Here is a 12,411-nt window from a genome sequence, read left to right on the forward strand (position 1 = left end):
TTCGTGCTTTCAGTGTATCACATCGCTTGGTAAGATTAACCTGTTAACGTTGAGGTATTTGAGATTTTAAGCACTAGTTCTCTGATCGCCGATCCCTTTCAAACAATTTCAATATCTTGCTCATCTATTCGGAATTGCGTACAAAGGCACCATTTTGAGGTTATACTGTTCGTGCCGGAAGCCTTCTGTTCCCTGGGAAAAATCGGCGTCCGGTCCGATGCCCTCTTATTGCTTTGCTGTTCTTACTGTTCAAAACAGATTTGCAAGTCTCCAGGCAGCCTTGAAAAAGAAAGACTGTTCTCACAGCAACATAGTAATTCCACAAATACTGGAGGAAACTCAAATGAACCATCCGATTCATTCGCCTATTTATTGGAGCCTGCTGACATACGAGGACTGGCGCTTACACATGGCAGCTACTCCCGCAGGCCTGTGCTTTGTCGGTTCTCTGAATGCGCCCTGTTCTGAATTGGCCGCTTGGTCTCAAGCCCGCTTCAAGAGCAGGACGCTGATCCGGGACGACGTGCAGCTTCAGCCATACGCCGCCGAATTGCTGGAATATTTGCAGGGCGGCCGCCAGCATTTTACCGTTGCTTCTGATTTGCACGGGACAGCGTTTCAACTGGCGGTATGGGATGCGCTTGACGGCATTCCTTACGGGCAAACCGTATCTTATTCCGACATCGCCCGGCAAATTCAACGACCGGCCGCAGTCCGCGCGGTCGGCGCTGCGATTGGCGCTAACCCGTTGTTAATCACCGTGCCGTGCCACCGCGTTATCGGTAAGAATGGGGCGCTTACCGGCTATCGGGGAGGCATGGAGATGAAAAATCTGCTGCTGCGGCTGGAGAAAAACGGCTTGCTTGCCGAAGGAGGCCTGCAGCATGCCTGAGCGCTTAGCGGCCCGCATCGCGGGAATGGATTGGGATTCCTTGCAAGCGTCGCTGGACGAGCACGGATATGCGAAGCTGCCTGCTCTGCTTCATGAAGCGGAATGCTCCGAGCTTATCGCTTCGTATGAGGACGAGGAAACATTTCGAAGCTCGATTTCCATGGCCCGTTACAACTTCGGAATCGGGGAGTACAAGTATTACAACACCCCGCTTCCGGCTTTGCTGCAGCTGCTGCGAGAGGGATTGTACCCGAATCTGGCCCGGGCAGCCAACCGCTGGCTGGAGCAATTGGGCCATACAGCCGGTTACCCCGCTCAGCTGCCGGAGTTTCTTGATCAATGTCATGCTTCCGGGCAGAACCGTCCGACCCCTTTGATTTTGAAATATGAGAAAGGCGGCTATAACTGCCTGCATCAGGATTTGTATGGGGATGTTTTTTTCCCGTTTCAGGCGGTATTTTCCCTGAATCAGCAAGGCGAAGATTATACGGGCGGGGAATTCCTTCTTGTAGAGCAGCGGCCTCGGGCCCAAAGCCGGGGACATGTCATTAGCCTGAATAAGGGGGAAGGACTCCTCTTTCCGACCCGGCATCGCGCCGTACCGGGGAGCCGCGGCTATTACCGGACGACGCTCCGGCACGGAGTAGGTACAATCACATCCGGGACCCGGTACAGTCTTGGTATTATTTTTCACGATGCCGAATAACGCGGTGGCACCAAGCAGCACATCACCCCGTTTATATTCATGGGCTGTATCGAGCAGCCAGTGCTATTAAATCACGCTATAAACAATGAACACAGCTTCATCGCTTCATGCCGCGTATTGTTTTTTTCGTCTCCGGGCTCACACGAAGCGACTCTGTAATTTTTTGCAGCGCCTTATTGTATGTGAAATCGTCCAGGGAGCAGCTAGTCAAATACGCCATCGTTACCCCAGGATGCTTCACAAAGCAGATCGATACGGCCCACGCAACCGCCATGTTGACATAGTAGCCGTCATGTCTGATGCCATCCAGCCGCTGCAGCATAATTTCCTCGAAGAACTCATCATCCGCCTGCTGCAGATAGGATCGCCAGTCGCCCTTTGCGATCCGTTTGGCCAATTTACGCAGCTCCGGCAGCCGGACCCCCAGCATGTGATGAATGTTCATGTTCGGAATCAATGCCGCTGAAAACCTGCGGTACTCTGCCTCCGCGAGCGCAAATAACTGTTCTTTTATCGAATGTTCCATGTTCCACACGCTTCCTTCCCTACTCAAAGGAAATCTCCCACAAGTATATGGAAGCGACAGAGCCGAATGGCGAATAACGGTGGCGGTACTGCTCAAACTGCGCCTTATTCAGGGAAGGCAGCTGGTACAGCTTCATCATCCCGCGGCGAATCGCAATGTCCCTCCAGCTGACAATGTCCGGCCGCTCCATAGCATGAAGCAGCAGCATCTCCGCTGTCCATGGGCCGACACCCTGCAATGCCGTCAGCCTCCCGATGACTTCCTCATCCGGCAGCTCATGCAGCTCGTCCAGATTAAACGCGCCTTCGGCAGTAAGCTGCGCGATGTGATGAATACAAGCCGCTTTGTTCATTGTTATCCCGCACGCTTGAATAGCATCTGCGGACTGTCCGGCGAGCCGTTCGGGGGTTATAGCTCCGAAGCGCAACTGCATACGTTCCCAAATGGTCTGAACAGCCTTGGCTGAAATAAGCTGGCCGACCATAGCATACACCAGTGCGGTGAACAAATCGGGAATAACGGTCCGCTCCACCCTGCCCATCCGCTTTATAGCCGCTCCTAATACCGCATCAGCACTGCATAAATAACGAAGCTCTTCCTGACCGTAGTCGAAATTTTTCGTTTTGACGGCCTGCAAGCTCTCCCTCCTTTGCTGCTAGCTTCTTTCTGCGTTTCTGCTGTTACCCGATTCCTGCTGCCGCATCCCCTGCACCTTATACAACCCGGCTCACTGCCGTTTAGTAACACTATACCTGATCAGGCACCAGTTGTCCGGTTCAGCGAATAGAAGCGCAAGATAACGAAATTGGAGCTTTGCTTGTTAAGCCTGCCCGCACGGCTTCTACAAGGGAAGACATATCCCCCCCTTCACACAGCAAAGCACCGCGCCGGGAGCAGCACGCGGTGCCTCACAAAGCAGTTCAAGCGCGACTCCCCACGGGCTAAGGCTGCCGTTCCCGTACGGGCCCGCTCCCAGCGCGCGGTGCGGCAAAATACCACAAGGGTGTGCCAGCTCTGTTAGAGCCGCCATTTTTCGGACTCTCCGGCCGTCTGAATGTTCATGCTCACAGAAGCCGGTTTAGTGTGCAGACGCTCGCTTTCCTTCCATCCCTTGTGGAGGAACAGCCCGTTTCAGGAAAAAAGCAGTGAGCCAAGCCATCGTAACCAGACCGAAGGCAAGCAGGAAAGCGCTTTTCATGCCGGCCATCTGCGCCAAAATTTTCAGCATCGATTGATCCGTCGTCGCCTCGGCAGACTCCAAAAACCGCCTGGAGCTGTTCGTCATCATGGTAACGAGCAATGCCGTCCCGATAGCGCCGGCCACCTGTTGAAGCGTGCTGATAATCGCTGTTCCGTGGGTGTATAAGGCAGGAGGCAGCTCATTTAGCGCGTTGGTCATCACCGGCATCATCAGCATGGAAATTCCTAGCATCAGCAGGGTATTAAAAATCATGATTGTGCTGTAAGAGGTCGATAAATTAAGATAAGCGAATTGCCACAGCGTATTGCCAATCAATGTCAAGCCTACAACCGCCAGCCACTTGGCCCCGAATTTGTCGAACAGCCGCCCCGTAATCGGAGACATAATCCCCATAATAATTCCCCCGGGCAGCATAACGAGGCCTGCTTCAAACGAGGTGTAGCCTAGCGAATTTTGCAGAAACATCGGCAGCAGCAGCATCGCGGAAAACATCGCCATCATCACGACCATCATAATGAGCGTGGACATCCGGAATACATGATAGGTAAACACCTTTAAATTGAGAAGCGGCTCCTTCAGCGTCAATTGCCGCCAGATAAATAGTCCGAGCGAGACTGCACCGAGCGCCACAGGCGCTATCACTTGCGCTCCGGTCCACCCGCCGTGGCCTTCGCCCGCGCTGCTGAAGCCGTACACAATCCCGCCAAAGCCGACGGTAGACAGCAGCAACGAAAGCACATCGATGCGCGGCTTCGTCGTTTCGGTTACATTTTTCAATCTCATCATGGCAAAAAGAATCACGAATATTGCGATCGGCACCACGCCGTAAAACAGAACACGCCAGCTGAAATGCTCGACAATAATACCTGATAACGTCGGACCGATAGCCGGGGCAAATGTAATGACAATCCCGATCGTTCCCATTGCCGAACCGCGCTTTTCCATCGGAACGATAGAGAATACGACATTGGTCAGCAATGGGAACAGCAGACCGGTGCCCGCTGCCTGCAGCACCCTTCCCGCGAACAGCAAGGCAAATCCCGGAGAAATCGCCGCGATACAAGTGCCTGCAGTAAACAGCCCCATAGCGGTAAGAAATAGACTCCGTGTTGTAAAACGCTGCATTAAGAAGGCGGTGACCGGAATAAGTACGCCGATAACGAGCAGATAGCCGGTTGTCAGCCATTGTGCCGTGCTTGGCTCAATGCCGATATCCGCCATTATTTTGGGCAGCGCCACCGTGAGCAGCGTTTCATTTAATATCGCAACGAATACTCCCAAAATCATAACCATCACAACTATAAAATTGCTCCTGCTACCAAACGTGCTTCCATCATGATGAGTTGAGCTTTGATTTACCACAAATACTTCCCCTTTCATTTCCTGAAATGTTCCTTGGTCTGCGTGCTGCTGAGAATCCTTTCTACATGATAGCAAAAACCGGACACCCCCATTTCTAATCCATTGCGATCTTGTCCTGTCCTTGCCGCTATTATTTCCGCAAACACCCTTAGCCCTTATCGTTTGCTGGGTATGGACAATTTTATCAAGGTTTGCGCATAATAAAGTGAATCCATCCAGGAAGAGAGGCTTGATCATGGCTGTGCGTTTGATTCCTTATCTAGTGATGAATGGTAACGCAAAGGAAGCGATCCAATTTTACGAGTCGGCCCTGGAAGCACAGATTGTCGCGCAAATGTCGTTTGGGGATATGCCTGAAAATCCGGAATTCCCTCTGCCTCCTGAAGCGAAAAGCTTACTCTCTCACGCGCTGCTTAAGGTAGGTGAAGCGGAGCTTATGTTTTCCGATACGTTCCCTGGCCAGCCGCATCAAGCCGGCAATCAAGTCACCATCTGTATCTCGACCGACGATCCTGGAACATCCAAAAGGTTCTTCGAAGCCCTTGAGCACAATGGACAAGTCCAAATGCCGCTGCAGGAAACCTTCTTCAGTCCGGCCTATGGAAGCGTCATAGACCAATTCGGCGTCACCTTCCAAATCTTCACCGAGGCTGGCAAGCAGAAGTAACAGGCAGCTTTGCCGCGCATGATACAAGCAACCGGCTCTGCGCGCATTGCCAGCGGCAGAGCCGGTTTACGGAGCGATCAGCTTTAGTCGTTACCAGCCCTTTGAATTTTACGTCATCATGCACACAAAGAGAAGAGGAAAAATTAATTAAAGGAGATTTGTAATGAAGCTGCTTATTTTTGGCGCTGCAGGACGCGTGGGACGGGAGCTTGCGGCACGAGCTGCTGCTGACGGCCACCTGACAACCGCTTTTGTCCGAAATCCGGGGAAAATGTCCCTTCAAGCCCCGAACTTGACCATCATTCAAGGGGACGCCTGTGAGAAACACGATGTCTGGCAGGCTGTTCAGGGGAAAGACGCTGTGATTAGCGCGCTAAGTACAGACGGAGGCTCGGTGTTGACAATATTTACGCCTATGCTTATCGCTGCCATGAAGGCGCATGGAATCAAGCGCGTGGTTACTATCGGTACGGCCGGTATTTTAGACAGCCGTGAGCATACCGGATTGCTGCGCTACGAAACGCCGGACTCCCGCCGCTCCTCCACCCGGGCTGCCGAGGAGCACCGACGGGCGTGGGAGCAGCTGGCGGGCTCCGGACTGGAGTGGACCGTTGTCTGCCCCACCTATTTGCCCGCCGGGGAACGTACGGGCATCTACCGTGTCGAGCGGGATTATCTGCCTTTCGGAGGCACGTCCATCTCCGTCGGCGATACCGCCGAGTTTGCCTATGACGAGCTTGCCGCCAAGCAATTTATCGGCGCGCGGGTCGGGCTTGCTTATTAGATCCGTACATCCGCCGCTCATACATTGTTAATATTTTCCAGGACCACAATGGTTTAAGGACTGCTTTTAATTGATGCGGCCATTCCGGACCACCCGGGACATCATCTCCGCATTGGGATATCCGGCTTCTTCATACTGCTTCACCACTTGCTCCACTTCAAAAGGAACACGCTCTATCGACGTGCGAATCGCTCCCGCTTCGATCTCCAGAATCCCATACGAAGCTTTCGCCATCCCGTCAAAAGGCAGCCCTACGCTTCCGATATTCATTAGCACCTTCCCGTCGATAAACCGGACATAGGGCCGGTGAATATGAGCATAGATGTACACATCCGCGTCCGCTCCCGACATTAGCTTCGCTTTAAGCTGCGCCTCCTCCGTGCCAGGAAGGACAATCTCAAACAAGCTGTCCGGCGTGGCATGGAAGGCATGTATCGAAACTCCTTCAACTTGCAGCTGTAATTCGGTCGGCAAACCGTCTAAATAATCGATATCCTCCTGCGCCAATTGCGAAACGATCCAGTGACGCTCCCGGTTCATCATCTCCAGTGCCTGATCAGGCGCCTCACCCGGGCGCACCCCTCGAACGGTCCACGCATCAGCATTCCCCTTAATCACCTCTGTGTGTAAAGCACGAACCCGTTCCAAAGCCCGTTTTGGTTCCGGTCCCCGGTAGCACAAATCGCCGAGCACCATAATCCGGTCCACCGCTTTCTTCCGGATGTCCTCTAGTACAGCATCAAGTGCAACGGCATTGCCGTGTATATCCGATATGAACGCTAATCTCATATCCAAATCCATCTCCTTTCCGCCGCCTCAGATTCAGATACATTCTACCACCTTCCCTTGAAATAGCAACTTCCTTGCCAGGGGCTCAAACGATGATCCGTCTGAACGTCGCATGGCGGCTGCTGATGGATTCGACCGCGCTCAAAGCATCAGCACTTCTTCCGCACCGCGCGCAGCTCCCAGCGCGCGGTGCGGTGCGGGAGTGATTGCTTGCGCCAGCAAGCTTCTCTCATCACGTCTACGATCCTTGTAAAGGCGAGCCCTATGAACTACTGTTATCCTGCTTCATCATCCATGCTGAAAAGCTTCATTTGAAGCGTCACCGGTTTGCCCGGCGTACTATCTGTTTGTCAATTGCTTCATAATCCATTCCGCGTCAAGAGCATCAAGGATGCCGTCTTCATTCATGTCCAGCATCCAGATTTGATCGCTGGTGAGCGTGACAGTTCCTTTCAAAGATTTATAAATGATCAGCGCATCCGCGGCCGTTATTTTTCCGTCTCCGTTGGCGTCTCCCTTAAGCAACACCGTTCTCACAAAAATCTCACTAAAGCATCAACGTTCGTCAGCATGCTGCTCCTGATATTCGTTTTCTGGCCGCGGCAGCCGGGGTGCAAAACGGCCGATTACGGCCGCCTATCGGCATTACAGGCTGTAAATGCAAGGAATGTCCTGTTTTCGCATTGAGTTGTTCCCGCCTTACCGCTTATAATATACAAGAATAAAACTTTAGAAGAAAAGGTGTCATGCATGAGTATATTAAATGTAGAACGGCTAAGCCATGGCTTTGGGGACCGCGCGATTTTCAATGATGTGTCCTTCCGCCTGCTTAAGGGCGAGCATATCGGGCTTATCGGCGCCAACGGCGAGGGAAAGTCCACCTTCATGAACATTATTACAGGCAAGCTTCAGCCGGATGACGGCAAGGTGGAATGGTCCAGGCGGATGCGCGTCGGTTACCTCGATCAGCATGCCGCGCTCAGCAAGGGGCTAACGATTCGCGATGTCCTCCGAGGCGCCTTCCAATACCTGTTCGATATGGAGCAGGAAATGAACGACATGTACGGCCGGATGGGCGAAGTGACGCCTGAGGAGCTGGAGCAGATGCTTGAGGATGTCGGCACGATTCAAGATACATTAACGAACCAGGACTTCTATATGATTGATGCCAAGGTGGAAGAAACCGCACGCGGCCTCGGTCTTACCGACATTGGACTGGATAAGGATGTCCACGATTTGAGCGGCGGACAGCGAACCAAGGTTCTGCTGGCCAAGCTCCTGCTGGAAAAACCGGATATCCTGCTCCTCGACGAGCCGACGAACTATTTGGATGAGCAGCATATTGAATGGCTGAAGCGCTATCTGCAGGAATACGAGAATGCCTTCATTCTGATCTCCCACGATATTCCGTTCCTGAACAGCGTCGTTAACTTGATCTACCATATGGAGAACCAGGAGCTTAACCGCTACGTAGGCGATTACTATCATTTCCAGGAAGTCTATGAAATGAAAAAGCAGCAGCTGGAGTCCGCCTACAAGCGCCAGCAGCAGGAAATTGCGGATTTGAAGGATTTCGTAGCCCGCAACAAAGCAAGCGTCGCCACCCGGAACATGGCGATGTCCAGACAGAAGAAGCTCGACAAAATGGAAGTCATCGAGCTTGCCAAGGAAAAGCCGAAGCCGCAGTTTCATTTCAAGGATGCCCGGACCTCCGGCAAATTGATTTTCGAAGCGACCGATCTGGTTATCGGTTATGACAGCCCGTTATCCAGTCCGCTCAACCTGCGTATGGAACGCGGCCAAAAAATCGCCCTCGTCGGAGCGAACGGAATCGGTAAATCGACCCTGCTGCGGAGTATTCTTGGCGAAATCAAAGCGATCTCCGGCTCCGTGCAGCTTGGCGACAACCTGCATATCGGCTATTTTGAACAGGAAATCAAGGATGCCAATTACAATACCTGCATTGAGGAAATCTGGAATGAGTTTCCTTCATACTCGCAATTCGAGGTACGCGCGGCACTAGCCAAATGCGGTCTGACCACCAAGCATATCGAGAGCAAGGTTGCCGTGCTGAGCGGCGGTGAAAAAGCGAAGGTGCGCCTCTGCAAGCTGATTAACCGGGAAACCAATCTGCTTGTGCTTGACGAGCCGACCAACCACTTGGATGTGGATGCGAAGGATGAGCTGAAGCGCGCCCTGAAAGCGTACAAAGGCAGCATCCTGCTAATCTCCCACGAACCGGAATTTTATCGTGATGTCGTAACAGAGACTTGGAACTGTGAATCCTGGACGACCAAAGTGTTTTAAACCGAAGCTTCAAGCGGCAAGAAAAAAAGAGAAACGGGCCGGGTCCATGATAATAGGACCCGGCCTGTTTCTTGAGCGGTTCACGTGCTGAAGCGATCAGGAAGCAAGCTTAAATTCGAATTCCTTCCAAGATGCTGAGTAAAATGTTCACGTTTCACTTTCTCCTGTGCAGAAGTATATTTCCATCTTCCTACTTAACAAGTATTATTTTAACAATAATCGACAAAAAAATAAATGCATGATTTGTTATTTATTTACTTTTATTGAAAGCGTTTTCTTACTGCAGCTCCTCCAGAAGCTCGTTGGTATGGTAAATATGCACTCCGATGCTTCTCAATTCCTCTATCCCTTTCCGGTACACACCGGAAACCGCATCTTCAACCATCACGACCTTGAAATCCCGCTCACTGGCCTCATATATGCTCGTACGCGGGCAATTGGGGAAATTGCAGCCTGTAAAAATCAAGGTATCAATCCCCCGCTCACGCAAGAAATGCTCAAGCCTGGTCTGATAAAAAGCGCCCCAGCGCGGCTTGTACACAGCCCACTCCTGCGGGCCAATCGGCTGCACACGGCCCTTCAGCAGCTCTGCATAATCAAGCGCTGCCGCACCGTTCGGCTTCATCGCATCGACCAGATCGGCGCCCTCTGTGCCGGGGAGCACCAGTGCGTTTCCTGACTCCAGCGCTTCCTTGCGGCACAATTCCGCATTAGAGCCGTCCTCCCGGTACAGCCGGATCATATGGATCACCGGGACGTTTTTTTGGCGGCATACCTTTAGAATCGTTCTCATGTTCGGAATGACATCGTAAGTGCCCTGTATTTCGGCGACGGCCCCCGGCAAGCTGAAATCATTTTGGGTGTCAATCGTCACCACAGCTGCTTGGCGCCAGTTTGGCTTGGTATACTTATTCATTTTCGGGATTCCCCTTTCATGTCGTGTCATTGCCATTTCATTTGCTTCTCAGTCCCTTGGCCAAATCCGCTCCCATCTGCTTGTCCTCTTCCATCGTATGTTGCGCTGTGAACGGATATTCGCCGCTAGAGGTCTTTCGGCTCCATCATGTATTCGATGACAGAGCCTCGTTTTCCTTTATTTGTTATTCATTTCCTTTCATTTGATATGTACAAAAATACTTCTTCTCCAGAAATATATTTTACCGCAGGGGCGTGCCGAACCGGGAGTGATGCTCCTTACATGCTACTCCCTGCTACAGCCCCGCTTTGAACCGCCAGATCAGATCAAAAAAAGCTTCCGTTACCGCCGGCCGTAAAGGTGGCTTGGGAAGCTTGCTGTACTTAACCCATCTGAAATATCTGAATGAGGTTGCCGCAGGAATCCTCAAAAATTGCTTCGATGCCTACATCCGTCTTTGCAGGCTCCTTCCTGAATACAACCCCCCGCTGGCGGAGCTTGTCAAACTCCTCGTGGATGTTCTCAGCGCTCATTACGATGACCGGGAAGCCTCCTTTATAAAGCGCCTCCTGATACGTCTTGGCGATGGGATTATTGTTTGGCTCCAGCAGCAGCCCCGTCCCGTCCGGCTCCTCCGGTGAAGCAACAATCGCCAGATATGCTTCCGGGATGTACAGTCTTGTAATAAATCCAAGCACCTCCGTATAGAATCGGTGGGCCTCCAGCGGACGGCTCCTGGCATAAAATAGCACATCGGCAGCCGCGCGAAAGGCTGCCTAAGCCTCTTCTTTTTGCAGCTTGGACGGGTTGTTGATTTTGTACGGCACGGGATGCTTCGTCAGCTTCTTGGCCGCAACCTTGGCTTCAAACGTTATCGTGTCCCCGACCTGCAGCTCCATTTTTTTCAGTGTGGCGCTATGGCTGGACCAGGCCGTATCGAGCTCCGCTTCGGGCTCCAGAATGGATACTCCTTCATAAATAACGACTTCATCGTTGCTATCCGAGAAATGGTTCGGAACAGTGGTGAATTCCTTCACGGTCGCAATCATTCTAACCTTGCCTTCAGGAAGCTCCAGCTTAGGCGTCTTTTCTTTTTTTCCCTTCGCCTTCGGCGGCTCCGCCGGCTTGTCCGCTTCTGCAACCGGCGCTTCCGGCGGCAGCGGCACCTCTTCCACAGCGCCCTTCGCCTCAGCCTGTTCTTCGGCAGCTTCAGAAGCTGACGGCGTCACTTTCTGGCTGTAGCCCGATGCCTGCATCTCCTTCAAAAAGGAGGGATGGATACAGTGCTGCTGATTATTCTCGAACTCGATGACCGCAGTAATTTTATCGGCAAATCCCACAATGCCGCAAGGCAGGCTCATACCGTTTCCTTTATAAATAAACCGTTTTGTTTTGGCGGCTTTCTCCGAAAGCAGCCCCCATTCCTTGCACTTCTCTATTTGCGCCTCTTCGCTCTCAAAGGGCTGATACGATTTGGGCGTAATGACAAACTCATACAGCATCGCAAACTCCGCCTTCCCGGGGAATGATTTCCGTTTACTTGTTCCGTGCCAGATTACTTTATCCAAATGCCGCCGAACGGGATAACCTCTCGGAGCACCCGCCTCAGCAGGCTGTCGTTCTGCATATGCTCGTCCAATCGACTATCGGGCTTGCAGGGCTGAAGCAGCACCGTACCGCTCCCTTTGATCTCCCACTGGTAATTCATATGCTGGCTGGCCAGGGTATTGCCGTATACACAGGGAGTCAAGCTGACATGCTTCGAATAAGCAACAAGACAGTTCATATCGACAAAAAGCGGCTGCTCCGGGTTCAGCTGTACCGGATACAAGGGACCCGCTGTCAGCAGCCCCAGTGTACCGGGTCCCTGAAACCTCATTTTGACCAGATCGCGCGTCATCAATGCGTTCCGCACCGCTTGCACATGCATGTGAAACGTCATACCGTCTGTATAGAACAGCACATGGCGGTAATCGAACAGCAAATCGTCATCCTCTTGTATTTCTATGGTTCCCAAGGAATAGCCCTCCGGCAGCCCCAGCAGAAACCGGACCGGGCCATGAATTTGCGTTTTGACGAATCTTTTTTTGCGATATATGCCCGAGAGCTTCATAAATGAGTCCTCACGCAGCGAGGAAGCCCCCTGGAAGGCTACAATTTGATTCGGATGGAGCACATGCACCGATTCATCCGGGTCCAAAGCGAATGAAGCCAGCCGTGTCACCTGCTCCGCCTGCTCGTACGTAATCTTCACGCCAGCC

Annotated in this window: 14 protein-coding genes; 5 read left to right on the forward strand and 9 right to left on the reverse strand. The window is 52.3% G+C overall.

Annotated features, from left to right (window positions below; genetic code table 11):
- The first annotated feature begins 343 nt into the window (after positions 1-343).
- Together WBG83_RS20155 and WBG83_RS20160 are read left to right on the forward strand one after the other, a co-directional pair.
- Positions 344-892: a methylated-DNA--[protein]-cysteine S-methyltransferase gene (locus WBG83_RS20155; protein ID WP_336747147.1), complete on the forward strand. Its 549-nt coding sequence runs from the start codon at positions 344-346 to the stop codon at positions 890-892.
- The gene (locus WBG83_RS20160; RefSeq protein ID WP_336747148.1) at positions 885-1,598 is read left to right on the forward strand and encodes a 2OG-Fe(II) oxygenase; all 714 of its coding nucleotides are present in this window, start codon (positions 885-887) and stop codon (positions 1,596-1,598) included. Before WBG83_RS20155 ends, WBG83_RS20160 begins: the two co-directional genes overlap by 8 nt.
- 97 nt (positions 1,599-1,695) lie before the next feature.
- Here WBG83_RS20160 and WBG83_RS20165 read toward each other — a convergent pair whose 3' ends face one another.
- The 3 genes from WBG83_RS20165 to WBG83_RS20175 all read right to left on the reverse strand — a co-directional run bounded on the left by WBG83_RS20165 (position 1,696) and on the right by WBG83_RS20175 (position 4,618).
- Entirely contained in the window at positions 1,696-2,124 is a 429-nt protein-coding gene (locus tag WBG83_RS20165; RefSeq protein ID WP_336747149.1) for a hypothetical protein, read from the reverse strand.
- A 19-nt stretch (positions 2,125-2,143) separates the two neighbouring features.
- The gene (locus WBG83_RS20170) at positions 2,144-2,761 is read right to left on the reverse strand and encodes a DNA-3-methyladenine glycosylase family protein (RefSeq protein WP_336747150.1); all 618 of its coding nucleotides are present in this window, start codon (positions 2,759-2,761) and stop codon (positions 2,144-2,146) included.
- 441 nt (positions 2,762-3,202) lie between these two features.
- Positions 3,203-4,618: a DHA2 family efflux MFS transporter permease subunit gene (locus WBG83_RS20175; RefSeq protein ID WP_336747183.1), complete on the reverse strand. Its 1,416-nt coding sequence runs from the start codon at positions 4,616-4,618 to the stop codon at positions 3,203-3,205.
- A gap of 304 nt (positions 4,619-4,922) precedes the next feature.
- Here WBG83_RS20175 and WBG83_RS20180 point away from each other — a divergent pair, with 304 nt between their 5' ends.
- Positions 4,923-5,354, forward strand: coding sequence for a VOC family protein (locus WBG83_RS20180; protein ID WP_336747151.1), 432 nt, complete (start codon positions 4,923-4,925; stop codon positions 5,352-5,354).
- A gap of 163 nt (positions 5,355-5,517) precedes the next feature.
- The gene (locus tag WBG83_RS20185) at positions 5,518-6,138 is read left to right on the forward strand and encodes an NAD(P)-dependent oxidoreductase (protein WP_336747153.1); all 621 of its coding nucleotides are present in this window, start codon (positions 5,518-5,520) and stop codon (positions 6,136-6,138) included.
- A 66-nt stretch (positions 6,139-6,204) separates the two neighbouring features.
- Here the strand turns inward: WBG83_RS20185 and WBG83_RS20190 are convergent, their stop codons facing one another.
- Positions 6,205-6,927 carry a metallophosphoesterase family protein gene (locus WBG83_RS20190; RefSeq protein ID WP_336747154.1) on the reverse strand — a complete coding sequence of 241 codons (723 nt, stop codon included), beginning with the start codon at positions 6,925-6,927 and terminating at the stop codon, positions 6,205-6,207.
- Positions 6,928-7,266: 339 nt separating this feature from the next.
- A complete protein-coding gene (locus tag WBG83_RS20195) occupies positions 7,267-7,464 on the reverse strand; it encodes a dockerin type I repeat-containing protein (RefSeq protein WP_336747155.1) in 198 nt (65 codons plus the stop codon).
- 213 nt (positions 7,465-7,677) lie between these two features.
- Between WBG83_RS20195 and WBG83_RS20200 the strand changes: the two genes are divergently transcribed.
- A complete protein-coding gene (locus tag WBG83_RS20200; RefSeq protein ID WP_336747157.1) occupies positions 7,678-9,234 on the forward strand; it encodes an ABC-F family ATP-binding cassette domain-containing protein in 1,557 nt (518 codons plus the stop codon).
- A gap of 277 nt (positions 9,235-9,511) precedes the next feature.
- On the opposite strand, the gene WBG83_RS20205 is transcribed toward WBG83_RS20200, so the two are convergent.
- The 4 genes from WBG83_RS20205 to WBG83_RS20220 form a co-directional block, all read right to left on the reverse strand.
- Positions 9,512-10,150 (reverse strand): cysteine hydrolase family protein, encoded by a 639-nt coding sequence (locus WBG83_RS20205; protein ID WP_336747158.1) that lies wholly within the window; start codon positions 10,148-10,150, stop codon positions 9,512-9,514.
- Between the two features lie 383 nt (positions 10,151-10,533).
- Positions 10,534-10,902 (reverse strand): VOC family protein, encoded by a 369-nt coding sequence (locus WBG83_RS20210; RefSeq protein ID WP_336747160.1) that lies wholly within the window; start codon positions 10,900-10,902, stop codon positions 10,534-10,536.
- A gap of 24 nt (positions 10,903-10,926) precedes the next feature.
- On the reverse strand, positions 10,927-11,652 hold the full coding sequence (locus tag WBG83_RS20215) for a hypothetical protein (RefSeq protein ID WP_336747161.1): 726 nt from the start codon (positions 11,650-11,652) through the stop codon (positions 10,927-10,929).
- 53 nt (positions 11,653-11,705) lie between these two features.
- Positions 11,706-12,404: an AIM24 family protein gene (locus WBG83_RS20220; protein WP_336747162.1), complete on the reverse strand. Its 699-nt coding sequence runs from the start codon at positions 12,402-12,404 to the stop codon at positions 11,706-11,708.
- Between the last annotated feature and the right edge of the window lie 7 nt (positions 12,405-12,411).

The organism is Paenibacillus sp. y28 (assembly GCF_037137075.1).
In the GTDB taxonomy this organism is placed as follows: domain Bacteria; phylum Bacillota; class Bacilli; order Paenibacillales; family NBRC-103111; genus JBBBNV01.

What these genes read in the sequence shown, in the direction of transcription:
- WBG83_RS20155 (WP_336747147.1), top strand. Translation starts at nt 344, where the DNA reads ATGAACCATCCGATTCATTCGCCTATTTATTGGAGCCTGCTGACATAC.
- WBG83_RS20160 (WP_336747148.1), top strand. Translation starts at nt 885, where the DNA reads ATGCCTGAGCGCTTAGCGGCCCGCATCGCGGGAATGGATTGGGATTCC.
- WBG83_RS20165 (WP_336747149.1), bottom strand. Translation starts at nt 2,124, where the DNA reads ATGGAACATTCGATAAAAGAACAGTTATTTGCGCTCGCGGAGGCAGAG.
- WBG83_RS20175 (WP_336747183.1), bottom strand. Translation starts at nt 4,618, where the DNA reads ATGGTTATGATTTTGGGAGTATTCGTTGCGATATTAAATGAAACGCTG.
- WBG83_RS20180 (WP_336747151.1), top strand. Translation starts at nt 4,923, where the DNA reads ATGGCTGTGCGTTTGATTCCTTATCTAGTGATGAATGGTAACGCAAAG.
- WBG83_RS20185 (WP_336747153.1), top strand. Translation starts at nt 5,518, where the DNA reads ATGAAGCTGCTTATTTTTGGCGCTGCAGGACGCGTGGGACGGGAGCTT.
- WBG83_RS20190 (WP_336747154.1), bottom strand. Translation starts at nt 6,927, where the DNA reads ATGAGATTAGCGTTCATATCGGATATACACGGCAATGCCGTTGCACTT.
- WBG83_RS20200 (WP_336747157.1), top strand. Translation starts at nt 7,678, where the DNA reads ATGAGTATATTAAATGTAGAACGGCTAAGCCATGGCTTTGGGGACCGC.
- WBG83_RS20205 (WP_336747158.1), bottom strand. Translation starts at nt 10,150, where the DNA reads ATGAATAAGTATACCAAGCCAAACTGGCGCCAAGCAGCTGTGGTGACG.
- WBG83_RS20215 (WP_336747161.1), bottom strand. Translation starts at nt 11,652, where the DNA reads ATGCTGTATGAGTTTGTCATTACGCCCAAATCGTATCAGCCCTTTGAG.